Consider the following 23,646-nt stretch of genomic DNA (forward strand, 5'->3'; position numbering starts at 1 on the left):
GGAGCTGAATATGTCCACCGAACAACTGTTGAAAACCCCGTTGCACGCACTGCACATCGAACTCGGCGCCCGCATGGTGCCATTTGCCGGCTATGACATGCCGGTGCAATACCCGTTGGGCGTGATGAAAGAACACCAGCACACCCGTGATCAGGCCGGGCTGTTCGATGTCTCGCACATGGGTCAGATTCGCCTGACCGGCGCTAATGCCGCCAAGGCCTTGGAAACCCTGGTGCCGGTCGACATCATCGACCTGCCGGCGGGCACGCAGCGCTATGCGATGTTCACCAACGAAACCGGTGGCATCCTCGACGACCTGATGGTCGCCAACCTCGGTAATGACGAACTGTTCCTGGTGGTCAACGCCGCGTGCAAGGATCAGGATTTGGCGCATCTGCAAAAGCACATTGGCGACCAGTGCACCATCGAGCCGTTGTTCGAAGAACGTGCGTTGCTGGCGCTACAAGGTCCGGCCGCGGTCACCGTACTCGCGCGCCTGGCGCCTACAGTTGCGAAGATGACCTTCATGCAGTTCGCCCGCGTGAAGTTGCTGGGCGTGGACTGCTTTGTCAGCCGTTCGGGCTACACCGGTGAAGACGGTTTTGAAATCTCCGTACCCGCCGCCAACGCCGAAGCCCTGGCTCGCGCCCTGCTGGCCGAGCCGGAGGTGGCGGCGATCGGCCTTGGTGCTCGCGACTCCCTGCGCCTGGAAGCCGGCCTGTGCCTCTATGGCCACGACATGAACACCGAAACCACGCCGATCGAAGCTAGCCTGCTGTGGGCCATTTCCAAGCCACGTCGCGCTGACGGCGCGCGGGCTGGCGGTTTCCCTGGTGCTGACACCGTGTTCGGACAGCAACAAGCCGGCGTCAGCCGCAAGCGCGTTGGCCTGTTGCCTCAGGAACGCACGCCGGTGCGCGAAGGTGCAGAAATCGTCAATGAAGCAGGCGACATCATTGGTGCAGTGTGCAGTGGCGGCTTCGGCCCGACCCTGAGCGGCCCTCTGGCCATGGGTTACCTCGACAGCGCTTACATCGCTGTCGACACACCCGTTTGGGCGATTGTTCGTGGGAAAAAGGTGCCTTTGCTTGTAAGCAAAATGCCATTTGTTCCACAACGCTACTACCGCGGCTGATTGACTGTTTCTATAAGTAACGCGGTTGCGTTAACAGTGCACTAATGTGTAACGCAACCGCCATAAAACAGTGTATATCTTCGATTGCGAACTTGGTTTATAACGTTCGAAAACAATTGAACACCTCTATCGCATAAGCCAGCACTAGTTGGCGCATGAACGCCACCAACGCGAGCAAATACGGGCCCTCCACAGGGCTTGTTTTTTCTCCCGAAGTTGGCGTAGAGTTTGTTCACTGTGTTTGCATGGGTCGCTTGGGATCGTGACCTGGGCAGTAGCCTACAAGTTAGCTACATCCCGTTCGACGTCTTCTTACTCTCCTGCAACCAGCCCCAGTACTCTTTCACAAGAAGGAGACTGTCATTAATTTTTGCGTCAAAGGAATAAGAAATGTCCACACGTCAGAGCGGCACCGTCAAGTGGTTTAACGACGAGAAAGGTTTTGGTTTTATCACTCCAGAAAGCGGTCCGGATCTGTTTGTGCATTTCCGCGCTATTCAGGGCAACGGCTTCAAGAGCCTGAAAGAAGGCCAAAAAGTGACTTTCGTTGCTGTGCAAGGCCAGAAAGGCATGCAGGCTGACGAAGTACAAGCAGAAGCCTGACCTTCTGTAACGAAAAAGCCCCTGATGCTGACATCAGGGGCTTTTTTGTGCGCGTAAATCCGTAAAATGGCTTCTTTTTCCGCCGAGAGCCCTGCCATGTCGAAACACCTGCTGAAACCCCAGGGCGAATTTCCTGCCGCTGGCTTGGGTCGTCGTCTGGCAGCGATGTTCTATGACTTTCTGCTGTGCATTGCTTTGTTGATCGTCACCAGCGGCCTCTACAAGATGATCCAGATGGCGATCATCGGCGAAAACAAAATGCGCACGTTGACCGAGGCCGGTGCGCTGGATGGAGATCCATTGCTGTCGACGGTGCTGCTGTTCGTGCTGTTCGGTTTCTTCGCCAAGTTCTGGACCTGGTCCGGCCAGACTCTGGGCATGCAGGTCTGGTGCATCCGCGTGCAGAATGCCGACGGCTCATCCATCAGCCTGTGGCAGGCGTTGCTGCGCTTTGTGGTGTCGATCGCGTCCTGGCTGTGTGTCGGGCTGGGTTTCTTCTGGCCCCTGTTCGACAAACAGAAACGCAGCTGGCATGACATGTACTCCAATACCCAGCTGGTACGGATTCCGAAGAAAACCAAATAATCCGCCAGATGCAAAAACGCCCCGATCGAATCGGGGCGTTTTTTTTGGGATCACTGTCGACGATCAGGCGTTGCCGGCCAATTTCATCCGCGCAGCCTGAGTGAAGTCGAGCATGCGCTTGAGCGGGCGAATCGCCTGCGGAATCAACGCCGGATCCACAACGATCTCATTTGCCCCCTCCTTCAAGCTCTTTAGCAGGCGCTCAAGGGTGTTCATCGCCATCCACGGGCAATGTGCGCAGCTGCGGCACGCTGCGCCGTTACCGGCCGTTGGCGCTTCGATGAAGACCTTGTCCGGGCACAGCTGCTGCATTTTGTAGAAGATGCCGCGGTCGGTGGCGACGATCAGGGTCTTGTTTGGCAGACTCTGCGCTGCCGCAATCAACTGACTGGTGGAACCGACGGCATCCGCCAGTTCGATCACCGAGGTTGGCGACTCGGGGTGCACCAGAATCGCTGCATCCGGGTACAGCGCCTTCATGTCTTCGAGCTGTTTGGATTTGAACTCTTCGTGAACGATGCAGGCACCGTCCCACAGCAGCATGTCCGCGCCGGTCTGGCGCTGGATGTAGGTGCCCAGGTGTTTGTCCGGGCCCCAAATAATGGTTTCGCCGTTATCCATCAGGCTTTCAACGATCTCCAGCGCGCAGCTTGAAGTCACCACCCAATCCGCCCGGGCTTTGACTGCCGCCGACGTGTTGGCATACACCACCACGGTACGTTCCGGGTGCTGATCACAGAACGCCGAGAACTCGTCCACCGGGCAACCCAGGTCCAGCGAGCAGGTCGCTTCCAGGGTCGGCATCAGGATGCGTTTTTCAGGGTTGAGGATTTTGGCGGTCTCGCCCATGAACTTCACACCGGCGACTACCACAGTCTTGGCCGGGTGAGCGCTACCGAAGCGGGCCATCTCCAGTGAGTCGGAAACGCAACCACCGGTTTCTTCGGCCAGGGCCTGAATCACCGGATCGCAATAGAAGTGAGCAACCAGCACCGCGTCCTGAGCTTTGAGCTCGGCAGCAATGGCGGCGCGGTAATAAGCTTCCTCCTCGGCAGTCAGCGGCTTGGGCTGCTTGGCGTCGAGGTGGGCTTGAACCAGAAGGCGTTCGGAAATCTGCGTCATGTTCGCAAGACCTGCAGGCGCTTTCGCGCGAAAGTCGAGTATACACCCGGCTCCGGACCCTTCAGGGTACCGCCGGGAAAGTGAGTTTTATCAGGCACGGACAACGTTGAAGCTGCGCAAGGCTACAGAATATCCCGTGGATGCAAAAGGTGATTCTGACTTGCGTCACGGGTTGCAGCCCGGAACTGGGCAAGCTCAAATCGCGGGCAAAAAAAAATCCGGAAATCCTCACTTGCGTGGGCCTTCCAGACTTTTAAAACTGCTACAAAAATGGTGGGTCGTGTGGGATTCGAACCTACGACCAATTGGTTAAAAGCCAACTGCTCTACCAACTGAGCTAACGACCCGCTGTGTGGTGGCGCGTATAATACTGATTTTTAAGGACTATTCAACACCTAATTTGAAATAAATCAAAAATAAGGTGTTGGGTCGCTGATTCCGGCCGCCGCAAAGCCTTCTGCACGCAGTCGGCAGCTGTCGCATTTACCGCAGGCACGGCCGTTATCGTCAGCTTGATAGCAGGAAACGGTCAGGCCGTAATTGACCCCCAGCTTCACACCCACCTCGACGATCTGCGCTTTGCTGAGGTTTTGCAGGGGCGCCTGGATACGGAAACCATTGCCCTCAACGCCGGCCTTGGTCGCCAGGTTCGCCATGCGCTCAAAGGACTCGATGAACTCGGGGCGGCAATCCGGGTAACCGGAATAATCCACAGCATTCACACCGATGAAGATGTCACGCGCCCCAAGGACTTCGGCCCAACCCAACGCCAGCGAGAGGAACACGGTATTGCGTGCGGGCACGTAAGTTACAGGGATACCTTCACCCGCCTCTTCCGGTACATCGATACTGCTGTCGGTCAGCGCAGAACCACCAATACCGTTCAGGTTCAGACCAATTACTTTGTGCTCAACCACGCCCAGGTCGCGAGCGATGCGTTCGGCGGCATACAGCTCGGCATGGGAACGCTGACCGTAGTCGAAGCTCATGGTGTAGCAGCTATAGCCTTCAGCCCGGGCCATGGCCACGACCGTTGCCGAGTCCAGGCCACCAGACAGCAGGATGACTGCGCGTTTTTCAGTAGTGTTCAGTTGCTCAGTCATCTCAGCGCCCCGGCTCGTCATTCCAAAGATATTTATGCAACTGCAATTGCAGGCGCACTGGCAGATTGTCCGCCACCACCCAGTCAGCCAGGTCCCGCGCGTTCAGGTCATGGTGACTTGGCGAGAACAGGACTTCGCCGGCACGCTGATCCAGACCGTACTGAATCAGTTTGGACACAGCCCAGTCATAGTCTTCCCGCGAGCAGATGACAAACTTCACCTGATCGTTGCGCGTGAGCAGTTCGATGTTCTCGTAACGATTGCGATGTGCTTCTTTCGAACCCGGGGTTTTCAGGTCGACGACGCGACTGACCCGTGGATCGACCGCCGAGATATCCAGGGCACCGCTGGTTTCCAGCGAGACCTCGTAACCGGCGTCACACAACTGCTTGAGCAAGGGGATGGCGTTGGGTTGCGCCAGGGGCTCGCCGCCCGTGACACAGACGTAGCGCGGACGAAAACCGGCCACTTGCTCGAGGATGTCATCGAGCGGGCGAAGGGTGCCGCCCGTGAACGCGTAGGCGCTGTCGCAGTATTGGCAACGCAATGGGCAACCGGTCAGGCGCACAAAAACAGTGGGCAGCCCCGCAGTCCGCGTTTCACCCTGCAACGAGTAGAAAACTTCGGTGATTCTCAATGTGTCTTGCATAGTCGCCACGGGCATAACAGCTAAACAGGCTGTCCGCCTCCGTCAGGCACTTCAAGGAACCCCGCCACCGCGCAGATCCCAAAAAGCGTGTTTCATAAAAAGGGCGTGAATTCTAACGAAAAAACCCGCGACAAGCGCGGGTTTCTTCGAAACAGATCAAGCAGCCCTTACATTTTTTGCAGATCACGCTGGGCCAACTGAGCGGCGGAAGTGCCCGGGTATTGCGACACGACCTGTTGCAGAATGCCTTTGACCTTGTCGGTGTGACCGAGGCGGCGCTCTACATCAGCCAGCTTGTACAGCGAATCAGGCACTTTTGGATGCTTGGGGTACAGCTGCGAAACCTTGGCAAATGCCTGACCTGCACCTTGCAGATCGCCTTTGGCCAAATTCACTTCGCCCAACCAGTACTGAGCATTACCCGCGTACTGGCTGTTCGGGTACTTGCGCAGGAATGCGGTAAAAGCCTGGCTGGCCTTGTCGAAATCCTTGGCTTTGATCAGGTCGAAGGCTGCATCGTAATACAGTTTTTCCTTCGCTGGATCAGCCGGCTCGCTACCCGCGGCAGGTGCTTGAGCGACTGTCGCTCCTGCTCCTGCTCCTGCGCCAGCTGCTGCACCGGGGGCATTCAAACTGCCACCGGTGGAAGAATTATCAGGAGTCGCGGCTGGTGCAACGCCGGTTCCTATGCGCCGATCAAGATCCTGATATCGCTCCAGGTTCTCCTGTTTCATGCGCGCTACATCATTTTGCAGAACTTCGATCACACCTTGTTGGCGTGAAATCTGCTCCTGCATGGATTGCAGTTGGTTGAACAGCTCGCCCTGTGCCGAGACAGGGGCCGAAACCCCTCCCCCGGCATAGGCGCCGTTCGTACCGTAACCTGCAGGCGGATTACTAGTCCCGCTATTGTTATAGCCGGAGTCGTTATCGACCACAGGAACCGCAGCCCACACCGCAAGCGGTGCAAGGCTGAGAGCCAAAACAGTTACAGCACGACGGCACGTTCGCATGACGAATTACTTACGCAGTTCGACGCGACGGTTTTGAGCCCAGGACTGCTCGTCGTTGCCGGTAGCAACTGCACGCTCTTCGCCGTAGGAAACCAGTTCCAGCTGAGCTGGGGAAACACCTTGCAGTACCAGGTAACGCTGAACGGCTTTCGCACGACGCTCGCCCAGTGCCATGTTGTACTCACGAGTACCACGTTCGTCGGTGTTGCCTTCCAGAACAACGCGAGCGCCGTTTGCTTTCAGGTCTTTGGCGTGAATGTCCAGGGAGCGCATGGCTTCTGGCTTCAGGTCCGAGCTGTCGTATTCGAAGTAGAAGGTGGTGATTGCGCGCAGTGCAGCTTCTTCGCTCAGGGAGCCGTCAACAGCACCAGTGTTAGCGCCGTAACCAGCGTTTGGATCGACAGCGCCTTCACCGGCATTGTCGCCGCCTTTGGACGAGCAACCTACAGCTACAGCCATGGCCAGAGCCAGCGCAGCAAATTTACCAAACTTCAGCATTTCCATCGTGAAACTCCTAATGAACCCCAGTGTGTTAAGTAAAGCGTGTAGCGCCGCGTCAGTTCAGGTAAGGGGACCAGGAAGGTTCTCTGACTTCGCCTTGTGCGGTAGGAAGCGGGAGCCTTACGCGTCCATTAATGGACACGAGCATCAAGACTCCCCGGCCCTGCTGGCGGGTGGCGTAGATTACCATGGTGCCGTTGGGCGCAACAGTAGGCGACTCGTCCAGAGTGCTATCAGTGAGGATTTTTACGCTTCCGCGCTGCAAATCCTGGGCCGCCACCTTGAAATTAGTGAAACCATCCTGACGGTGGATCATCACCAAGGTCTTTTCGTCAGCCGAAAGCTTAGGGTTGGCGTTGTAGTTACCGATAAAGGTCACACGTTCCGCACCGCCACCACCGACGCTGGTTTTATAGATCTGTGGCTTGCCGCCACGGTCCGAAGTGAAGTAGATGGTCGAACCATCTTTACCCCAGAACGGTTCGGTATTGATGCCAGGACCGTTGGTAACACGTGTGATCTGACGCGAACCCAGGCTCATCACATAGATGTCGGGGTTGCCGTCTTTCGACAACACGAACGCCAGACGCTGACCATCCGGCGACCATGCTGGCGCGCCATTCAGGCCTTCGAAGTTGGTGATCTGCTCACGGCGACCGGTGTCGATGTTCTGCATGAAGATACGCGGACGTTTCTGCTCGAACGAGACATAAGCGATGCGCTTGCCGTCCGGTGCGAAACGCGGCGACAGGATCGGCTCGCGCGATTGCAGCAGGGTCACAGCGCGGGCACCGTCATAGTCCGAACGTTGCAGCGTGTAGCGAGTGTTCTTCTCGGAAAAACGCTCGGCCGTCACGTACAGCAGACGAGTCGAAAACGCACCTTTGATACCGGTAAGTTTTTCGAACGACTGGTCCGCGATGTAGTGCGACATGTCGCGCAGTTGATCGACGCTGCCCGACACGCTGCCGGTCAGCACTTGCTGCTCGGTGGCGACATTGAACAGTGCGTATTGGACCTGCAGGCGACCGCCCGCAGGAGCAATGCTGCCGACCATGACGTACTGGGCACCCAGCGCCTTGAAGTCACGGTAGATGATTTCGCTGGCCTGGCTTGGCTGGCTGATCATGTTCTGTTTTGGAATCGGCGCGTAGTAACCTGAGTTGCGCAGGTCGTTACCGATGATTTCGGCCATGTCGTCCGGCAGCACGCTGCCGCCCTGGTTGCCGAACGGAACGACTGCGATCGGAGTTGCCTGGGAGCTACCACTGCTGACCAGGATATTTTTTTCATCTGCGGTGGCCAGTCCTGCAAAGCAGAACATGACTACAAGCAGTCCTCGAAGAAGGTTTCTCACAAGGCTAGATCCTCAGGTGTGAATGTCATCTTGAATGAGCGATAGGGTGCGAAATCAGCTGACTTCAGACCCTGCATTTCGGTCAATCGACCAATATTTTTTACCGCCGCTACCGCTGAACTGTCGAACGGTACATCACCGCTGGATTTGGCAACCGATACGCCGGAGATTGTTCCGTCAGGCAGCATGTTGATTTGCAGGATCACTTTCATGCCCTTGCGGGCCGACGGTGGCTGCGCCCAACCTTCAGAAGCGCGCGAGCGAATCAGATCGTCGAAGTTACCCGCGACTTCATCACCCTGTTCATCCGCCAAGGCCTGCTGACGCTGCGGCGTGTCGGAAAGCAAATCTGCCAGGGCCTGAGCCTTTTTCTCATCGACGGATTTACGCGCCGCTTCCTGCGATTTTTTCTTCGCAGCATCGGCAGCAGCTTTCTTCTTCGCGTCTTCGGCGACTTTCTTCTTCGCGTCTTCAGCTTCAGATTTCTTCTTGGCGTCTTCCGCGGCTTTCTTCTTCGCGTCTTCGACGATCTTTTTCTTCGCTTCTTCAGCGGCCGCTTTCTTGGCCTCTTCCTCAGCCGCTTTCTTGGCTTCTTCTTCAGACTTCTTCTTGGCTATATCAGCCAATTGTTTCTCTTCGACCTTTTTGGCTTCGGCGGTCTTCTTCGCTTCATCGGCTTTCTTGGCTTCATCAGCCTTTTTTGCCTCATCCGCTTTCTTCGTCTCGTCGGCCTTCTTGGATTCTTCGGCTTTTTGAGCCGCATCTTCCTTCTTTTGTTCCGCGGCTTTGATCGCTTCCTGTTCGATCTTTTTCTGTTCCATCTGTTCGACTTCGGTCTGGCGCGCGGCGGATTTCTGCGCCTCACCCGCAATCTTCTGATTGGTCTGGGTGGTCGCCCGACTTTTCGATTTCAGCTGGTACAAGGTCGCCTGGACAATCGGCTTGGCCGGCGGCAGCTCCGGTGTGAAGGCGAAACTGACGAACAGCATGCCAAATACCAGCACGTGCAAGACAAGCGCCCAGACGCTAGGCCAGAAATAGCTTTCCGAGGCTGTTGGCTCTCGCTGTTGCTGCATCAGGGCGCCTCGGTAATCAAGCCAACGTTACCGACTCCGGCTTTCTGCAACCCGCCCATGGCGCCCATGACGGAACCGTAATCAACGGTCTTGTCGCCGCGGATGAACACTTGGGTACGCTTGCCGCCTTCAGTACCGGCGCGAATGATCTTGGTCACGGCGTCAGTCATCTGCGGCAAGGTCATTGCCTTGTCTTGCTGCTTTTCAGTATCGACTTCGCTGCCAAGGTTCCAGTAATAGGTCTTGTCAGCCTTGATCGAAATGGTCAGGACCTGGGTGTTGTTGTCCTGCGGCAAGGCTTCGCTGGAAACCTTGGGCAGATCAACTTTCACGCCCTGATTGAGCATCGGCGCGGTCACCATGAAGATGACCAGCAGTACCAGCATCACGTCGATGTAAGGCACCACGTTCATCTCGGCGACCGGCTTGCGCTTTTTGCGAGCTCGAGCGATTAAAGCCATTGGAAATTACCTGCTTATTCTTCGCTGGTGTGCACTTTGCGGTGCAGGATCGCCTGGAATTCATCGGCGAAGGTGTAGTAGCGGCTGATCAGCGTTTCGCTGCGAGCGGCAAAACGGTTGTAAGCGATAACGGCCGGGATGGCGGCGAACAGACCGATCGCGGTAGCAATCAGTGCCTCGGCGATGCCTGGAGCCACGGTGGCCAGGGTCGCTTGCTGGGCAGTGGCCAGACCACGGAAGGAGTTCATAATGCCCCAGACCGTACCGAACAGACCGATGTATGGGCTGACGGAACCGACGGTGGCGAGGAACGGCAGGCTCTGTTCGAGCTTTTCTTCTTCGCGGGAAATGGCGACGCGCATGGCGCGGGCTACACCTTCCATGACCGCTTCCGGGTCAACACCTGGCTGCTGGCGCAGACGGGAGAATTCCTTGAAACCGGCACGGAAAATCTGCTCTACGCCCGAATCCGGATCAGGGTTGCTGCCGGCCTGACGGTAGAGTTTTGACAGGTCGATACCCGACCAGAAGCGCTCTTCAAAGCTCTCCAGGGCACGTCGACCCGCGCGCAGCAGGTTACTGCGCTGAAAGATCATGATCCATGAGGTCACCGATGCGGCTACCAGGATCAGCATTACCAGTTGCACCACGATACTGGCATTGCTGACCAGGCTCCACATGGAGGAATGGTCGACGACGTTAGCTTCCACGCTTTATCTCCTGCTTTGAGTGTGTACCCGCGCCGCTCACGTCGGCAAAGGCCGCACGTAGAGCTTCGGGAATGGCCCGGGGTTTCAAACTGTTAGTGCGCACACAGGCCACCAAAAACTGCCCTTCGCAGAGCAGCACATTATCCGTGGCTCGCCTGACCTGCTGTTTGAAGCGCAGGCTGACACGGTTCAATTCGATTACTTCAGCGCTTACCAGCAGCTCGTCATCCAGTCGCGCCGGCGCGTGGTAACGCGCTTCGCTGGAATGCACGACGAACAACAGGTCCTCCCCAGCAAGCTGGGACTGGGCAAAGCCCAGCTCCCGGAGCCGCTCGGTTCGAGCCCGTTCCATAAACTTGAGGTAATTAACGTAATACACGATGCCGCCCGCATCGGTGTCCTCGTAATAAACGCGACAACGAAGTGCGAAAGGCTCAAGCCCGTTTTGCGCGCGCATACTCTAGTGCTTACTCCTCAGGTTGCCAATCCGGCCAGGCAACTGTTTTTCATTGATTCACGGCTTTCTGGCGAAAGTACGGTCCTGGGACCGCACAAACGCCGAATAAATCAGCGCGTAAAGGTTATTAATCGTCCACGGCATCGAGGAACTCGTCTACCACGGGCATCTCGCCCATACGTGTCGGAATGTTTAAACCGAAGTGCAGGTACGCATGCCGGGTCACCACCCGCCCCCGCGGCGTACGCATGATGTAGCCCTGCTGGATCAGGTACGGCTCCAGCACGTCTTCAATCGTGTGGCGCTCTTCACTGATGGCTGCAGCGAGGCTGTCGACCCCGACCGGCCCGCCGTCGAACTTCTCGATCATGGTCAACAACAGGCGTCGATCCTGGTGATCGAAGCCACGTTCGTCGACATCGAGCAGGTTCAAGGCCAGGTCGGCGATCGGTTTGGTGATGTGGCCATTGGCGCGAACTTCGGCGAAATCCCGAACCCGGCGCAGCAAGCGGTTGGCAATTCGCGGCGTGCCACGGGCACGGCGGGCGATTTCGAAGGCGCCTTCCGGGTCCAGCGGCAAGCCGAGGATACTCGCCGAACGACTGACAATCGTTGCCAGGTCAGCGGTGTTGTAGAACTCCAGACGCTGGACGATCCCGAAACGGTCGCGCAACGGATTGGTCAGCATCCCCGCTCGCGTCGTCGCGCCGACCAGGGTGAACGGCGGCAGATCAAGCTTGATCGAACGCGCGGCCGGCCCTTCGCCGATCATGATGTCTAGCTGGAAATCTTCCATGGCCGGGTACAGCACTTCTTCGACGATTGGCGAGAGCCGATGGATTTCGTCGATGAACAGCACGTCGTGTGGCTCAAGATTGGTCAACAGCGCAGCCAGATCACCCGGGCGTTCCAGCACAGGGCCCGAGGTGCTCTTGATCGACACGCCCATTTCCTGGGCGATGATGTTGGCCAGGGTGGTTTTACCCAGGCCCGGCGGGCCGAAAATCAGCGTGTGGTCCAGGGATTCATTGCGCCCACGGGCCGCCTGGATGAACAACTCCATTTGCTCGCGAACGGTCGGCTGGCCAATGTACTCGGCCAGGCTGACAGGACGAATCGCCCGATCCTGGACTTCCTCGCGGTCACGAGGGCCAGGCGTGGCGGCAATCAGACGATCAGCTTCAATCACTTAAATCATTCCCTTCAGGGCACGACGAATCATGTCTTCACTGCTCAAACCTTTCTCCTTGATCGCAGAAATCGCCTTGCTGGCCTCCTGCGGCTTGTAGCCCAGGGAAATCAGCGCGCTGACCGCGTCATTTTCGGCGGCAGCGACCGGAGCTGCCTCTGGCCCACCCGGCTGGTTTGGCACCAAGGCGAACATCGTCGGCACAGTCTCCCAAGCCTTGAAGCGGTCCTTGAGCTCCACCAGCAAACGCTCGGCAGTCTTCTTGCCCACGCCTGGCACCTTGGTCAGTGCCGAAGTGTCCTGGGACTGCACGCAGCGGACCAGCTCATCGACTTCCAGGCTCGACATCAGGGCCAGGGCCAATTTCGGTCCTACACCATTGAGACGGATCAACTCGCGGAAAAAGTCTCGCTCGCGCTTGCCGAAGAAGCCATAGAGTAACTGCGCGTCTTCGCGTACGACCAAATGGGTGTGCAAGGTCAGCGGTTCACCGACCGACGGCAAGCGATAAAGCGTGGTCATGGGCACCTCCAGCTCATACCCCAGACCGTTTACATCCAGAATCAGGTGCGGCGGCTGTTTCTCAGCCAGAGTGCCGCGCAAGCGTCCAATCACGTTTCAGATCCTTGAGCGTTGGCCAGCTCAGCAGCTGGCGACTGACAGAGCAAGGGTTTTGCGCCGACGACACAGGCGCAAAACCCTCACTCCATAAAAAATGATTGCTGATGCTATCAGAGACGCAGGCGCCCGCCACGACTGCGTGCCGTGCCCAGTCCATGGGGCAACAGGCTGGAACGGGTGTGAGCATGGCAAATGGCAATGGCCAGAGCATCCGAGGCATCGATTTGCGGCTTGCTGGTCAATTTCAGCATGTGCATGACCATCATCTGCACCTGTTCTTTATTCGCCGCGCCGGTTCCGGTCACTGCCTGCTTGACCTGGGTGGCGGTGTACTCCGCGATTTCCAGGCTTTCTTCCGCGCCGGCAACGATAGCTGCGCCGCGGGCCTGGCCAAGTTTCAGCGCAGAGTCGGCGTTACGCGCCATGAAGACCTTTTCGATGCCCATGGTCACCGGGCCATAGGTCTGGATAACTTCGCGTACGCCGCGATAGACGATTTGCAGGCGCTCATGCAGCTCGCCGGAACCTGTGCGAATGCAGCCCGACGCCACGTACACGCAGCCACGCCCGGTATCACGCACCACGCCATAACCGGTAATGCGCGAACCGGGGTCGATACCAAGAATTAAAGTCATAACGCCTGCAGCTTCAAAAATGATGCCCGCCGACAAACACTTGCACGGCGTAAAGGCAGAAGCCGGACGTGCGGGGCGGTGAAATCATCACGGCCTGCACTTCCGGCTTCAAGAGTATTGCAGATCAATCAACCGAGCTGCGCAGCTACCGCCTCAGGAATGTCCGCATTGGAGTAAACGTTCTGCACGTCATCCAGGTCTTCAAGCATGTCGATCAGCTTGAGAACCTTCTCGGCGCCTTCCAGATCGAGTTCGGCACTGGTGGTCGGCAGCATCACGATTTCCGCGTCATCGCCCTTGAAACCGGCCGCTTCCAGGGCGTTTCCTACCGAGTAGAAACCAGCGAACGAGGTGAACACGTCGATGGAACCGTCTTCGTGGGTCACCACGTCATCGGCATCGGCTTCCATCGCCGCTTCCAACAGCGCGTCTTCATCGACGCCTGGCGCGAAGGAAATCTGCCCCTTGCGTTCAAACAGATAAGCCACCGAACCGTCCGTCCCGAGGTTGCCGCCACACTTGCTGAACGCATGGCGAACAGCAGCTGCGGTGCGATTGCGGTTGTCGGTCATGCACTCGACCATCACCGCAACACCACCCGGGCCGTAACCTTCGTAGGTCAGTTCGACCATGTCGTCGGTGTCGGCAGCACCAGCGCCGCGGGCGACCGCGCGATCAATGATGTCGCGACTCATGTTCGCGCCAAGGGCCTTGTCCAGCGCCAGACGCAAACGCGGGTTAGAACCCGGATCACTACCGCCCTGACGGGCAGCAACGGTCAGCTCACGAATCCACTTGGTGAAAATCTTGCCTTTCTTGGCATCCTGACGTTCTTTGCGGTGCTTGATGTTCGCCCACTTGGAATGACCCGCCATAACTCGCTCCGAATTTTCTTTGAAACATTGCCCACCAAACGCTGAGCGTCGGCCAGCAACAAAAAATCTCGACCTAAAGAAAAGGCGCATCCCGCAAGGATGCGCCTTTACGGTCAGCCTTACTCCGCCTTAGGCGTTTCGCGCAGACGAATGTGCAGTTCGCGCAATGCCTTGGCATCTACAACACCCGGTGCCTGAGTCATGACGCAAGCGGCGCTCTGGGTTTTCGGGAAGGCGATCACTTCACGGATCGACTGGGCGCCGGTCATCAGCATCACCAGACGGTCCAGACCGAAGGCCAGACCACCGTGCGGCGGCGCGCCGTATTTCAGGGCGTCGAGCAGGAAGCCGAATTTCTCTTCCTGTTCCGCTTCACTGATACCCAGCAGACGGAACACCGACTGTTGCATTTCCTTGCGGTGGATACGGATCGAACCGCCACCCAGCTCGGTGCCGTTCAGCACCATGTCGTAGGCCCGGGACAAAGCGGTCGCCGGGTTGGCTTCCAGTTCTTCCGGAGTGCACTTCGGCGCGGTGAACGGGTGGTGCAAGGCGGTGAAGCTGCCGTCGTCGTTCTCTTCGAACATCGGGAAGTCGACGACCCACATTGGCGCCCACTTACAGGTCAGCAAGTCCAGGTCGTTGCCGACCTTGATCCGCAATGCACCCAGCGCTTCGCTGACGATCTTCGACTTGTCGGCGCCGAAGAACACGATGTCGCCATCGACCGCGCCAACACGATCGAGGATCACGTTGAGGTTGGCTTCAGGGATATTTTTGACAATAGGCGATTGCAGCCCCTCGACGCCCTTCGCGCGCTCGTTGACCTTGATGTACGCCAGGCCCTTGGCACCGTAGATGCCGACGAACTTGGTGTAGTCGTCGATCTGTTTGCGCGGCATGCTCGCCCCGCCAGGAACGCGCAAGGCGGCAATGCGGCATTTCGGGTCGTTGGCCGGGCCGCTGAACACCTTGAAGTCGACTTCTTTCAGTTGGTCGGCAACGTCCACCAGTTCCAGCGGGTTACGCAGGTCCGGCTTGTCGGAACCGTAACGGCGCATGGCTTCTTCGAAGGTCATGTGCGGGAATTCACCGAACTCCAGATCCAGCACTTCCTTGAACAGGTTGCGGATCATGCCTTCGGTGATGCCAATGATGTCTTTTTCATCGAGGAAGCTGGTTTCGATGTCGATCTGAGTGAATTCAGGTTGACGGTCGGCACGCAGGTCTTCGTCGCGGAAGCACTTGGCGATCTGGTAGTAGCGATCGAAGCCGGCAACCATCAGCAGTTGCTTGAACAGCTGCGGCGATTGCGGCAAGGCGAAGAAGGAACCGGCGTGGGTACGGCTCGGCACCAGGTAATCGCGAGCGCCTTCGGGCGTGGCGCGGGTCAGGATCGGCGTCTCGACGTCGAGGAAGCCGTTCTCGTCCAGGTAACGACGGATGCTGGTGGTCATGCGCGAACGCAGACGCAGCTTCTCGAGCATTTCCGGACGACGCAGGTCGATGAAGCGATAACGCAGGCGGGTTTCTTCGCCGACGTCGGAGAACTCATTGAGCGGGAACGGCGGGGTTTCCGCTTCGTTCAATACTTCCAGCTCGTAGCCCAGCACTTCGATCATGCCCGACGCCATGTTGGCGTTGCCGGCACCGGCCGGACGCAGGCGTACCTTGCCGGTCACTTTGACGACGTACTCGCTGCGCACACGGTCGGCGGCGGCGAAGGTTTCAGCGCGGTCCGGGTCGAACACCACCTGGGCCAGACCATCACGATCACGGATATCGAGGAAAATCACCCCACCGTGGTCACGGCGACGGTGGACCCATCCACAAAGGGTAACTTCCTGGCCTTCCAGGCTTTCGTTCAGTTGGCCGCAATAATGGCTGCGCATCATGGTAGTGGTTTCACTTCTCGTAATTCGAAATTCGGTTGGAGACCTTGGGTACATCCTGCCCTTTATAAAGGTGTTGGATGTTGCAAGAGCTCACACGTGTCGTTCAACTCAGGCTCCAGACCCTAGTCAGCTTTGTCGCCGCCGGCCAGATTCTTCTTGGAACCGGTCTTGAAATCGGTTTCGTACCAGCCGCTGCCGCTGAGGCGGAAGCCCGGCATGGACAGCATCTTCTTAAGCTCTGGCGCCTGGCAGGCAGGGCAGTCGACCAGCGGTGCTGCGCTGATCTTTTGAATGGCTTCCAACTGATGACCACAGGAAGCACATTGATAGTCGTACATCGGCATGGGGGTTGTCTCGGCGATCAGATTGCTACCGCACACGCAGGGTTTTGCGGCAAAGAGCGGGATTATATCCATTAAATGCAGCCTGTGCAGCCGTAAGACTGCACAGACCGACACTCTGCCCTTTCCACCGCGGGTGGCTAAGGCATGGCGACGCAGCCGCCTTCCTTCAGGCTGTGCACAACGCACACAACCCGCACCAGCCCGGTGAAGTTCTTGACCCCACCGTGACGCAAATGCACCTCGCGGTCCACATGGGACAACAGCGCACTGACCGTACAGCAGTTGACCTTGGCCATGTCACCCAAAATATCCCAATAGACCTGTTCCAGCCGCAAACAGGTCGCAAAGCCATTCAGCCGCACTGACCGGGATAAAGGCTGGGCCAGGCCCATATCAAATTCGCTGACAAATGGATCGATCCTTACATCCTTGGCTGGACCGCCCATCCCCTCGCTTCGCCTGCCTTCGTAAACCATATCGTTGACACTCCTTTGTCATCCTTGCTTTTTTATAAGAGCAACAAGCTGTTGCTCTATAAAAACGCAGGCGCAAAGTTATATCCAGATGACTTTATGACCATCAACGTAGGATAAGCCAACAACTGAAGGGCGATCATGGAGACCGTCCTACTCCAGACAATTTCCTACACTCCCAGGCGCAATATCATTCAACAGAAAGACATTTAAAGTGACGGGAAGACAGGGCGCGAACAACACCTCATGGACGCCATCCGCGCACCGACATTGTTACTGGTCCAGCAGGGACCGCAGCATCCACGCAGGGCAGGAAATCCGAGAGCGCGAATTCGCTCGGCAATTGAATCGACCCCGGATTATCCGGTTGCCTGCGACAAATCGACCCTCAGGTGCACCGCTGGACTGCCTGATTTGAGTAGCCGCAGGCTTTGCTGTTAAATAGGCAGTGTGTCGCTACCGCCTATTTTCCGGGGGGCGCGCATAGGCTGGTACCGGGTACGTGTCCACCGCCTCTTATTGTTCTGAAGCGAACCGTACTCAATCAGCTCTTCCTTGTGATCCGTCTTAACGTGAGTTACTCAAAATGTTGAAAATTGTCCACCTGCTAATGGGCGCAGCAGCCTTGCTGTTGTCCTTCATCCCTAGCCTGCAATCCGAAGCCGTACCTTACCTGCAACAACCCGATGCGCTGTACCTGGCCTTTTTCGGCCTGCTCAACCTCACCCTCGCTCCTGTTATCCCCTACTGGAACAAAGGCCCGCGTCATCAACTGCAAAACCTGGTCAGCGCCCTGCTGGTTCTGACCGTCGTCCTGCAAACCCTGACGCTGATTGCGCCGATGCCGGTCATTGCCGGTCAACCTGCCGTTCTGTTCAGCCTGGTTGCTGCACTGATTGCGGTTCTTCTGCACCTGGCCATCAGCTTCTACAAATCTTCACCGGCCGCCGCCTCGCCAAGCTATGACATGAGCAACCGCGATACTGGCACCGTCAAGTGGTTCAACACGTCCAAAGGCTTCGGCTTTATTTCCCGTGACTCCGGCGATGATATTTTCGTGCATTTCCGGGCCATTCGTGGCGAAGGTCATCGCGTCCTGGTCGAAGGCCAGCGCGTGGAGTTCTCCGTCATGAATCGTGACAAAGGCCTGCAAGCCGAAGATGTGATCGCCGCACTGCCGCGCCGCTGATTCAAGGCTAAAAAAAAACCGCGAACAGCCTGGCTGTTCGCGGTTTTTTATTACATGCCATTTAGTAATGCGGCGGTGGCGCCTCTTCTTCAAACGTCTCGAACTGGCCGGCCATTTCTTCTTGCCGCTTGAGCAATGCCGCCATTTGCAACTGCAGACGCTCAACGGCACGCTGCTGCGTCGCCAGCACATCACTCAACGCCTGGATAGTGTCATCCTGAAACGCCAACTGGCTCTCCAAATCGGTAACGCGATCTTCCAGGCTCATGATTCAACCCTCCAGAAACGTAAAACCATCGGTTAATACCAGGCGCAACCGCTCGCGAATCGCCGCGATCTGCTCTGCACTATAAGGCTTGGCTGGGTGTTTACCCCAGACCGGAGCTGGCCAGGCGGCGTCCTCACGCTTGCGCACAATCACATGCATGTGTAATTGACTGACGACGTTACCCAGGGCCGCGACATTCAACTTGTCCGCGTAGAACGAGTCCTTGAGCATTTCCGCCAGTGCGGTCGTTTCCTGCCACAGCTGCTGTTGATCTGCGACACCCAACTGAAATATCTCACTGATATCCTCGCGGCGTGGCACCAGAATGAACCAGGGGTAGCTCGAATCATTGGACAGCAGCAACCGGCAGAGCGGGAAATCCCCGATCGGTAACGTGTCTTGTTGAAGTCGTGGATCTAAAGCGAACACTGCGCGCACTCCCGCCTGGTCATCATTTTTCAGCTTAGCGCCCATCCCGAGAGACGGCGCACCAAGCGACAGGACGGCAGCATACCTGCGAACGTCGCAGGCTTCACGACGATCCCTTGTCGAAGCCACCTCAGGACCTACAAACGACCGGGCACGCGCCCCGACATGAGTCGTTTTCGATCAGGACGCACCATTACAGCACCAGCAGCCACACAAAAACGCTGAAATGACTGATAAACAATGAAGCCTTCGTGTTTGGCAAACGGGCGCTCTGTATGAATTTAGTACAGCGATTAAAATTTTTTGCACCAAAACCGCACACTTCGTCTACGCTGAGTCGGTCAGGTATCCGCCATTTACTCACTGGTGGGGTGAACCGGTAACGTTTTTGGTTGTCATGCAGCCGGCCGTAAGGGTGCAACACGATGCAAACCATGGCGTCAAGCCCGAACAAAACGTGCTCGAGCACCCCTGTTTTATGAGATTTTTACAGTGACAAGCAACCATTCAGAAAAAAAACCAGCAGGATTCTGATTTGTGCACGCTTGTTGCATTCACACCCACATCGCCTCTAAAGCGTCCGCTGGAAGTGGAAGCCTTAAGGCAAATAAAAACAGTGGCAGGGTTGCCCGATGGAGATTCAAGCGTTTCACCAGGGACTCTTTTTACCGATGCTCAGGCCCTGGAAAACAACGCTAAAAGTTGTCAGTCCGCTTGCGTCGGGGCTGTAAATTTGCGACATCTACCAAGCCGTTTGCGACAGAGCCGTAAAGAAGCTGAAAGGTTAGATGCGCAAGTATCGCCAACATGGTCGGCGTGATATAAGTTTGCGCCGACACAAAAAGAAAGAGCCGCCCAGATAATAAATCAGGTGGGACGGCAGTACTCTTCTAAAAACCAAAGGAGCAAATCACGATGCGCGTGATGAAGTGGAGCATGATCGCACTGGCAGTTGCAGCAGCAGCCAGTACTCAATTGGCTACGGCCGCACCTTTTGTAAGTGACCAGGCTGAAGCCAAGGGTTTTGTTGAAGACTCCAAGTTGAACTTGAATCTTCGCAACTACTACTTCAACCGTGACCGCAAAAATGGCAGCCACGACCAAAAAGACTGGACCCAGGGCATTTGGGGCAATTTTAACTCCGGTTACACCCAGGGTCTTATTGGCGTTGGCGTTGATGCGTTCGGTTACCTGGCCGTCAAACTGGATGGCGGCGATGGCACTTCCGGTACGGGTAACATGAGCCGTAGCGACACCGTTAAGGCCAACGGTTATGCCCACGACGTCAACGACAGCCAGGGTAAAGCCGGCGCAGCCGCTAAATTCCGCATCTCCAAAACCGAGCTGAAAGTCGGTGACATGCAGCCAAGCACTGCTCCAGTGTTCGCTGTTGGCGGTTCCCGTGTCCTTCCTCAAACTGCCAGCGGTTTCCAACTGCAGAGCAGCGAAATCAAAGACCTTGACCTCGAAGCCGGTCACTTCTACTCGGCGACCAGCCAGGACAAGAACGCTCGTAACGGCGGCCTGTATGCAACCTACGCTGGTGTAGAAGCCAACTCCATCGACTATTTCGGTGGCAAGTACGGCATCACCGACAACCTGAGCGCATCGCTGTACGGCGCCAAGTTGGAAGACATCTGGAACCAGTACTACGCCAACCTGAACTACACCATCCCAATGGGTGGCGATCAGTCGGTTAACCTGGACGGTAACATCTACCGCACCACCGATACCGGTGACGCTAAAGTCGGCGACATCAGCAACACCGCCTACTCCCTGGCAGCGGCTTTCTCGTTCCTGAAAGCACACACCATTACATTGGCGTTCCAGAAAGTTAACGGCGACACGCCGTTCGACTACATCGGTGTAGGTGGTCACAGTGGTGCCACCAACCGCGGCGGCGACTCGATCTTCCTCGCCAACTCCATCCAGTACTCTGACTTCAGCGCCCCTGGCGAGAAGTCTGCTCAGGTTCGTTATGACCTGAAAATGGCTGAGTATGGCGTTCCAGGTTTGAGCTTCATGACCCGTTACGTTAAAGGTTGGAACATCGACGGCACTGGTCTTGCTGCCAACAGTCAGTACCGTGACGGTGACGGTAACCCGCTGTATGGTTCGGATGGCAAACACCACGAAACCAACCTTGAAGCCAAGTACGTTGTTCAGACTGGCCCGGCTAAAGATCTGTCTTTCCGTATCCGCCAGGCTTGGCACACTGCTAACGCCGACGAAGGCGAAGGCGATATCAAAGAGTTCCGTCTGATCGTCGACTACCCGATTTCGGTTCTGTAATTGCCGAAAGTTAGTTCGCGGTAATCAAAAAAAGGCCCATCTTCGGATGGGCCTTTTTTGTTGCTTTACTGCACCGCAGCTTCCTGAACCACACGAATTACCCGCTGTGGAAACGGAATATCAATACCCGCTGTTTTCAACCGATCACGGGACTGTTCGTTGAACATGAACATCACGTCCCAGTAATCCGCCGTCTTGACCCACACTCGCAGGGAAACAGTGATCGAACTATCACCCAGAGTAGAAATCACTGCCTGAGGTGCCGGCTCAGCCAAAACACGCTCGTCTTTGGCCAGGTCCAGCAACACTTCTCGGGCCTTCTGCAAGTCCGCTTCATAATCCACACCCACATCAAACACAACTTTGCGCGTCGGTTGACGGTTAGTGTTGGTGATGATGCCGTTCGACAAGTTGCCGTTAGGCACGATGATGGTTTTGTTATCGCCGGTACGCAGCACAGTGTGGAAGATCTGAATGCTGTCGACCGTGCCGGCAACACCTTGGGCTTCGATCCAGTCACCAATGCGGAACGGGCGGAACAACAGAATCAGCACGCCGCCAGCAAAGTTCGCCAGGCTGCCCTGCAAGGCCAGACCGATGGCCAGACCGGCCGCACCAATGGCTGCGACGAACGAAGTGGTTTCAACACCAATCATCGACGCTACGCTGACAATCAGCAGAACCTTGAGAATAATGTTCGCCAGGCTACTGATAAACCCTTGCAGCGCCAGGTCGGCGTTACGCAGCGCCAGCAACCCGCCAAGCTTTTGCGCTACTTTGCTGATCAGCCACCAGCCGACGGCCAGAGTGATGACCGCCAGCAGCACGCGGCTGCCGTATTCCATGATCATCGGAAGCCAGGCTTGGGACGCCTTGACCAGGTTGTCCACTTCAGCATTCAAATCCATCTTCTTTCTCCTGATTTCCGGCCATACGGCACGCGAAACAAGTAAGGGGCAAAAAATGCCACCGGATTACACACATTCCGGGTGGGAGCGAGCCTGCTCGCGAAAAGCGGTGTGTCATTCAACATTAATGGTGACTGACACACCGCTTTTCGCGAGCAGGCTCGCTCCCACAGGGTTCCCGACTGAAAGGTCAGTCGCGAAAGTTGTTGAACTGCAGCGGCAAATCGAAAGTCTTGGCGCGCAGGGCTGCAATAGCTTCCTGCAAGTCGTCACGCTTCTTGCCGGTAATGCGCACTTGCTCACCCTGAATGGCAGCCTGAACCTTGAGCTTGGCGTCTTTGACATGAGCGACGATTTTCTTCGCCATCTCCTTGTCGATGCCTTCCTTGAGGACCGCTTCCTGCTTCATCAGTTTGCCCGACGCATAGGCATCCTTGACTTCAAGGCACTGAACGTCGATTTTGCGCTTGACCAGGGCCAGCTTGAGGATCTCAATCATCGCTTCGAGCTGGAAATCGGCTTCAGCGGTCAGGTTGACGGTCAGGTCCTTTTCCTTGAACTCGAAGGTGCCTTTGCCTTTCAGGTCATAACGACGATCGAGTTCCTTGACGGCGTTCTCGACCGCGTTGGTGACTTCGTGTTTGTCCAGTTCGGATACCACGTCGAACGACGGCATGTAATCTCTCCAATAAAAGGCGCGCCGATGGAGCACGCCTGGCTTGCGGTTAAAATCCGCGCTGATTATAACGGGTCTTTCCCATCATTCACTGCGAGCCTCCCATGCGCGCGATAAACAGAGCAAAAAGCTGATGTCCACCACCTGGCATGTTTTGGGCGCTGGCAGCCTCGGCACTTTATGGGCCACGCGTCTGGCGCGGGCAAATGTGCCGGTCAGACTAATCGTGCGGGACGGTGCGCGCTTAAAGGCGTATGAGGCGGCGGGTGGGCTGACACTGGTCGAGCACGGCAAAGCGCAGTGCTATCCGGTGCCCGCCGAGACACCCGACAGCCGTGAACCGATCAACCGCCTGCTGGTGGCCTGCAAAGCCTACGATGCCGAGAAAGCCGTAGCCCAACTGGCGCCGCGCCTCGCCCCCGACGCCGAGTTAATTCTGTTGCAGAACGGTCTTGGTAGCCAGGACGCTGTTGCTGCGCAGGTGCCGCAGGCACGCTGCATTAGCGCGTCGAGCACCGAAGGCGCCTTTCGCGATGGCGACTGGCGCGTAGTGTTTGCCGGCCACGGTTACACCTGGCTGGGGGATGTCGGGCATCCTGTGGCGCCGATCTGGCTGGATGACATGAGCGCCGCCGGTATTCCCCACGAGTGGAGCACCGACATTCTGACCAGGTTGTGGCGAAAGCTGGCGCTCAACTGTGCGATTAATCCGCTGACCGTGCTCCATGATTGCCGTAATGGCGGTTTACAGGAACACCACTGCGAAGTCGCCACCCTCTGCGTCGAACTGACCGAGTTACTTGAGCAATGCGGTCAGCCAGCAGCGGCCGAGGACCTTCAACAGGAAGTCGAACGGGTGATTCACGCGACCGCCGCCAATTACTCTTCGATGTACCAGGACGTCGCGGCCCAGCGTCGGACCGAGATCAGCTATCTATTGGGCCATGCCTGCAAAGTCGCCACGAGGCATCAGTTGAACCTGCCGCACCTCAATCAGCTTGAGTCAAGATTGATCGCCCATCTGCACAGCCTTGGATTGCCCAGCGACTGAGCAGCGGCTACGCTGGCCACTTGTTCCTA

At 56.9% G+C, this 23,646-nt stretch carries 27 protein-coding genes and 1 tRNA gene; 6 read left to right on the top strand and 22 right to left on the bottom strand.

The features are described from left to right. Positions 1-10 precede the first annotated feature (10 nt). The 3 genes from gcvT (at position 11) to ACYZT0_RS19265 (ending at position 2,323) form a co-directional block, all read left to right on the top strand. Positions 11-1,135 (top strand): glycine cleavage system aminomethyltransferase GcvT, encoded by a 1,125-nt coding sequence (gene gcvT / locus ACYZT0_RS19255; protein WP_462042552.1) that lies wholly within the window; start codon positions 11-13, stop codon positions 1,133-1,135. Between the two features lie 390 nt (positions 1,136-1,525). Next, positions 1,526-1,738: a cold-shock protein gene (locus tag ACYZT0_RS19260; protein WP_003227496.1), complete on the top strand. Its 213-nt coding sequence runs from the start codon at positions 1,526-1,528 to the stop codon at positions 1,736-1,738. Positions 1,739-1,834: 96 nt separating this feature from the next. Further along, positions 1,835-2,323, top strand: coding sequence for an RDD family protein (locus tag ACYZT0_RS19265; RefSeq protein WP_462042553.1), 489 nt, complete (start codon positions 1,835-1,837; stop codon positions 2,321-2,323). A gap of 63 nt (positions 2,324-2,386) precedes the next feature. Here the strand turns inward: ACYZT0_RS19265 and nadA are convergent, their stop codons facing one another. The 18 genes from nadA to ACYZT0_RS19355 form a co-directional block, all read right to left on the bottom strand. Continuing rightward, the gene (gene nadA, locus ACYZT0_RS19270) at positions 2,387-3,445 is read right to left on the bottom strand and encodes a quinolinate synthase NadA (RefSeq protein ID WP_462042554.1); all 1,059 of its coding nucleotides are present in this window, start codon (positions 3,443-3,445) and stop codon (positions 2,387-2,389) included. Positions 3,446-3,716: 271 nt separating this feature from the next. After that, positions 3,717-3,792: transfer RNA gene (locus tag ACYZT0_RS19275), tRNA-Lys, on the bottom strand. A 63-nt stretch (positions 3,793-3,855) separates the two neighbouring features. Then, positions 3,856-4,548, bottom strand: a complete 693-nt coding sequence (gene queC / locus ACYZT0_RS19280) for a 7-cyano-7-deazaguanine synthase QueC (RefSeq protein ID WP_462042555.1) — start codon at positions 4,546-4,548, stop codon at positions 3,856-3,858. A 1-nt stretch (position 4,549) separates the two neighbouring features. Then, complete coding sequence (gene queE, locus ACYZT0_RS19285; protein ID WP_282375498.1) at positions 4,550-5,197, bottom strand: 7-carboxy-7-deazaguanine synthase QueE; 648 nt, start codon at positions 5,195-5,197, stop codon at positions 4,550-4,552. 167 nt (positions 5,198-5,364) lie between these two features. Continuing rightward, positions 5,365-6,210: a tol-pal system protein YbgF gene (gene ybgF, locus ACYZT0_RS19290; RefSeq protein ID WP_462042556.1), complete on the bottom strand. Its 846-nt coding sequence runs from the start codon at positions 6,208-6,210 to the stop codon at positions 5,365-5,367. A 6-nt stretch (positions 6,211-6,216) separates the two neighbouring features. Further along, a complete protein-coding gene (gene pal / locus ACYZT0_RS19295) occupies positions 6,217-6,714 on the bottom strand; it encodes a peptidoglycan-associated lipoprotein Pal (RefSeq protein WP_131059800.1) in 498 nt (165 codons plus the stop codon). A 52-nt stretch (positions 6,715-6,766) separates the two neighbouring features. Continuing rightward, complete coding sequence (tolB, locus tag ACYZT0_RS19300; RefSeq protein ID WP_462042557.1) at positions 6,767-8,035, bottom strand: Tol-Pal system beta propeller repeat protein TolB; 1,269 nt, start codon at positions 8,033-8,035, stop codon at positions 6,767-6,769. A gap of 29 nt (positions 8,036-8,064) precedes the next feature. Next, positions 8,065-9,144, bottom strand: a complete 1,080-nt coding sequence (gene tolA, locus ACYZT0_RS19305) for a cell envelope integrity protein TolA (RefSeq protein ID WP_462042558.1) — start codon at positions 9,142-9,144, stop codon at positions 8,065-8,067. Continuing rightward, positions 9,144-9,596: a protein TolR gene (gene tolR, locus ACYZT0_RS19310; RefSeq protein ID WP_161807482.1), complete on the bottom strand. Its 453-nt coding sequence runs from the start codon at positions 9,594-9,596 to the stop codon at positions 9,144-9,146. Before tolR ends, tolA begins: the two co-directional genes overlap by 1 nt. Positions 9,597-9,619: 23 nt before the next feature. Continuing rightward, positions 9,620-10,315: a protein TolQ gene (tolQ, locus tag ACYZT0_RS19315; protein WP_017340467.1), complete on the bottom strand. Its 696-nt coding sequence runs from the start codon at positions 10,313-10,315 to the stop codon at positions 9,620-9,622. Beyond that, positions 10,305-10,772 (bottom strand): tol-pal system-associated acyl-CoA thioesterase, encoded by a 468-nt coding sequence (gene ybgC / locus ACYZT0_RS19320; RefSeq protein WP_348127405.1) that lies wholly within the window; start codon positions 10,770-10,772, stop codon positions 10,305-10,307. The genes tolQ and ybgC overlap by 11 nt, the downstream gene beginning before the upstream one ends. 127 nt (positions 10,773-10,899) lie before the next feature. Beyond that, entirely contained in the window at positions 10,900-11,961 is a 1,062-nt protein-coding gene (ruvB, locus tag ACYZT0_RS19325; RefSeq protein ID WP_462042559.1) for a Holliday junction branch migration DNA helicase RuvB, read from the bottom strand. Beyond that, positions 11,962-12,576, bottom strand: a complete 615-nt coding sequence (gene ruvA, locus ACYZT0_RS19330; RefSeq protein WP_462042560.1) for a Holliday junction branch migration protein RuvA — start codon at positions 12,574-12,576, stop codon at positions 11,962-11,964. A 116-nt stretch (positions 12,577-12,692) separates the two neighbouring features. After that, the gene (ruvC, locus tag ACYZT0_RS19335) at positions 12,693-13,217 is read right to left on the bottom strand and encodes a crossover junction endodeoxyribonuclease RuvC (protein WP_008147379.1); all 525 of its coding nucleotides are present in this window, start codon (positions 13,215-13,217) and stop codon (positions 12,693-12,695) included. Positions 13,218-13,345: 128 nt separating this feature from the next. After that, positions 13,346-14,092 (bottom strand): YebC/PmpR family DNA-binding transcriptional regulator, encoded by a 747-nt coding sequence (locus ACYZT0_RS19340; RefSeq protein WP_462042561.1) that lies wholly within the window; start codon positions 14,090-14,092, stop codon positions 13,346-13,348. Positions 14,093-14,211: 119 nt separating this feature from the next. Then, positions 14,212-15,987, bottom strand: a complete 1,776-nt coding sequence (aspS, locus tag ACYZT0_RS19345; RefSeq protein WP_462042562.1) for an aspartate--tRNA ligase — start codon at positions 15,985-15,987, stop codon at positions 14,212-14,214. 122 nt (positions 15,988-16,109) lie between these two features. Next, positions 16,110-16,331, bottom strand: coding sequence for an FmdB family zinc ribbon protein (locus ACYZT0_RS19350; protein ID WP_010208103.1), 222 nt, complete (start codon positions 16,329-16,331; stop codon positions 16,110-16,112). 137 nt (positions 16,332-16,468) lie between these two features. After that, complete coding sequence (locus tag ACYZT0_RS19355) at positions 16,469-16,807, bottom strand: ribbon-helix-helix domain-containing protein (protein WP_462042563.1); 339 nt, start codon at positions 16,805-16,807, stop codon at positions 16,469-16,471. Between the two features lie 583 nt (positions 16,808-17,390). Between ACYZT0_RS19355 and ACYZT0_RS19360 the strand changes: the two genes are divergently transcribed. Continuing rightward, the gene (locus ACYZT0_RS19360) at positions 17,391-17,993 is read left to right on the top strand and encodes a cold-shock protein (protein ID WP_462042564.1); all 603 of its coding nucleotides are present in this window, start codon (positions 17,391-17,393) and stop codon (positions 17,991-17,993) included. Between the two features lie 61 nt (positions 17,994-18,054). Here ACYZT0_RS19360 and ACYZT0_RS19365 read toward each other — a convergent pair whose 3' ends face one another. Next, on the bottom strand, positions 18,055-18,261 hold the full coding sequence (locus ACYZT0_RS19365) for a SlyX family protein (RefSeq protein WP_056741397.1): 207 nt from the start codon (positions 18,259-18,261) through the stop codon (positions 18,055-18,057). 3 nt (positions 18,262-18,264) lie between these two features. Then, positions 18,265-18,690: an HIT domain-containing protein gene (locus ACYZT0_RS19370; protein WP_462046605.1), complete on the bottom strand. Its 426-nt coding sequence runs from the start codon at positions 18,688-18,690 to the stop codon at positions 18,265-18,267. 915 nt (positions 18,691-19,605) lie between these two features. Here ACYZT0_RS19370 and ACYZT0_RS19375 point away from each other — a divergent pair. Then, positions 19,606-20,982, top strand: coding sequence for an OprD family porin (locus ACYZT0_RS19375; protein WP_462042565.1), 1,377 nt, complete (start codon positions 19,606-19,608; stop codon positions 20,980-20,982). A gap of 65 nt (positions 20,983-21,047) precedes the next feature. On the opposite strand, the gene ACYZT0_RS19380 is transcribed toward ACYZT0_RS19375, so the two are convergent. Next, on the bottom strand, positions 21,048-21,890 hold the full coding sequence (locus tag ACYZT0_RS19380; protein WP_462042566.1) for a mechanosensitive ion channel family protein: 843 nt from the start codon (positions 21,888-21,890) through the stop codon (positions 21,048-21,050). Between the two features lie 190 nt (positions 21,891-22,080). Then, complete coding sequence (locus ACYZT0_RS19385) at positions 22,081-22,566, bottom strand: YajQ family cyclic di-GMP-binding protein (RefSeq protein ID WP_462042567.1); 486 nt, start codon at positions 22,564-22,566, stop codon at positions 22,081-22,083. Between the two features lie 133 nt (positions 22,567-22,699). Here ACYZT0_RS19385 and ACYZT0_RS19390 point away from each other — a divergent pair, with 133 nt between their 5' ends. Further along, positions 22,700-23,617, top strand: a complete 918-nt coding sequence (locus ACYZT0_RS19390; protein WP_462042568.1) for a putative 2-dehydropantoate 2-reductase — start codon at positions 22,700-22,702, stop codon at positions 23,615-23,617. Positions 23,618-23,646 lie beyond the last annotated feature (29 nt).

The organism is Pseudomonas sp. ZS1P83, from assembly GCF_054897825.1.

What these genes read in the sequence shown, in the direction of transcription:
- gcvT (WP_462042552.1), top strand. Translation starts at nt 11, where the DNA reads ATGTCCACCGAACAACTGTTGAAAACCCCGTTGCACGCACTGCACATC.
- ACYZT0_RS19260 (WP_003227496.1), top strand. Translation starts at nt 1,526, where the DNA reads ATGTCCACACGTCAGAGCGGCACCGTCAAGTGGTTTAACGACGAGAAA.
- ACYZT0_RS19265 (WP_462042553.1), top strand. Translation starts at nt 1,835, where the DNA reads ATGTCGAAACACCTGCTGAAACCCCAGGGCGAATTTCCTGCCGCTGGC.
- nadA (WP_462042554.1), bottom strand. Translation starts at nt 3,445, where the DNA reads ATGACGCAGATTTCCGAACGCCTTCTGGTTCAAGCCCACCTCGACGCC.
- queC (WP_462042555.1), bottom strand. Translation starts at nt 4,548, where the DNA reads ATGACTGAGCAACTGAACACTACTGAAAAACGCGCAGTCATCCTGCTG.
- queE (WP_282375498.1), bottom strand. Translation starts at nt 5,197, where the DNA reads ATGCAAGACACATTGAGAATCACCGAAGTTTTCTACTCGTTGCAGGGT.
- ybgF (WP_462042556.1), bottom strand. Translation starts at nt 6,210, where the DNA reads ATGCGAACGTGCCGTCGTGCTGTAACTGTTTTGGCTCTCAGCCTTGCA.
- pal (WP_131059800.1), bottom strand. Translation starts at nt 6,714, where the DNA reads ATGGAAATGCTGAAGTTTGGTAAATTTGCTGCGCTGGCTCTGGCCATG.
- tolB (WP_462042557.1), bottom strand. Translation starts at nt 8,035, where the DNA reads ATGTTCTGCTTTGCAGGACTGGCCACCGCAGATGAAAAAAATATCCTG.
- tolA (WP_462042558.1), bottom strand. Translation starts at nt 9,144, where the DNA reads ATGCAGCAACAGCGAGAGCCAACAGCCTCGGAAAGCTATTTCTGGCCT.
- ybgC (WP_348127405.1), bottom strand. Translation starts at nt 10,772, where the DNA reads ATGCGCGCGCAAAACGGGCTTGAGCCTTTCGCACTTCGTTGTCGCGTT.
- ruvC (WP_008147379.1), bottom strand. Translation starts at nt 13,217, where the DNA reads ATGACTTTAATTCTTGGTATCGACCCCGGTTCGCGCATTACCGGTTAT.
- ACYZT0_RS19340 (WP_462042561.1), bottom strand. Translation starts at nt 14,092, where the DNA reads ATGGCGGGTCATTCCAAGTGGGCGAACATCAAGCACCGCAAAGAACGT.
- aspS (WP_462042562.1), bottom strand. Translation starts at nt 15,987, where the DNA reads ATGATGCGCAGCCATTATTGCGGCCAACTGAACGAAAGCCTGGAAGGC.
- ACYZT0_RS19350 (WP_010208103.1), bottom strand. Translation starts at nt 16,331, where the DNA reads ATGCCGATGTACGACTATCAATGTGCTTCCTGTGGTCATCAGTTGGAA.
- ACYZT0_RS19355 (WP_462042563.1), bottom strand. Translation starts at nt 16,807, where the DNA reads ATGGTTTACGAAGGCAGGCGAAGCGAGGGGATGGGCGGTCCAGCCAAG.
- ACYZT0_RS19360 (WP_462042564.1), top strand. Translation starts at nt 17,391, where the DNA reads ATGTTGAAAATTGTCCACCTGCTAATGGGCGCAGCAGCCTTGCTGTTG.
- ACYZT0_RS19365 (WP_056741397.1), bottom strand. Translation starts at nt 18,261, where the DNA reads ATGAGCCTGGAAGATCGCGTTACCGATTTGGAGAGCCAGTTGGCGTTT.
- ACYZT0_RS19375 (WP_462042565.1), top strand. Translation starts at nt 19,606, where the DNA reads ATGCGCGTGATGAAGTGGAGCATGATCGCACTGGCAGTTGCAGCAGCA.
- ACYZT0_RS19380 (WP_462042566.1), bottom strand. Translation starts at nt 21,890, where the DNA reads ATGGATTTGAATGCTGAAGTGGACAACCTGGTCAAGGCGTCCCAAGCC.
- ACYZT0_RS19385 (WP_462042567.1), bottom strand. Translation starts at nt 22,566, where the DNA reads ATGCCGTCGTTCGACGTGGTATCCGAACTGGACAAACACGAAGTCACC.
- ACYZT0_RS19390 (WP_462042568.1), top strand. Translation starts at nt 22,700, where the DNA reads ATGTCCACCACCTGGCATGTTTTGGGCGCTGGCAGCCTCGGCACTTTA.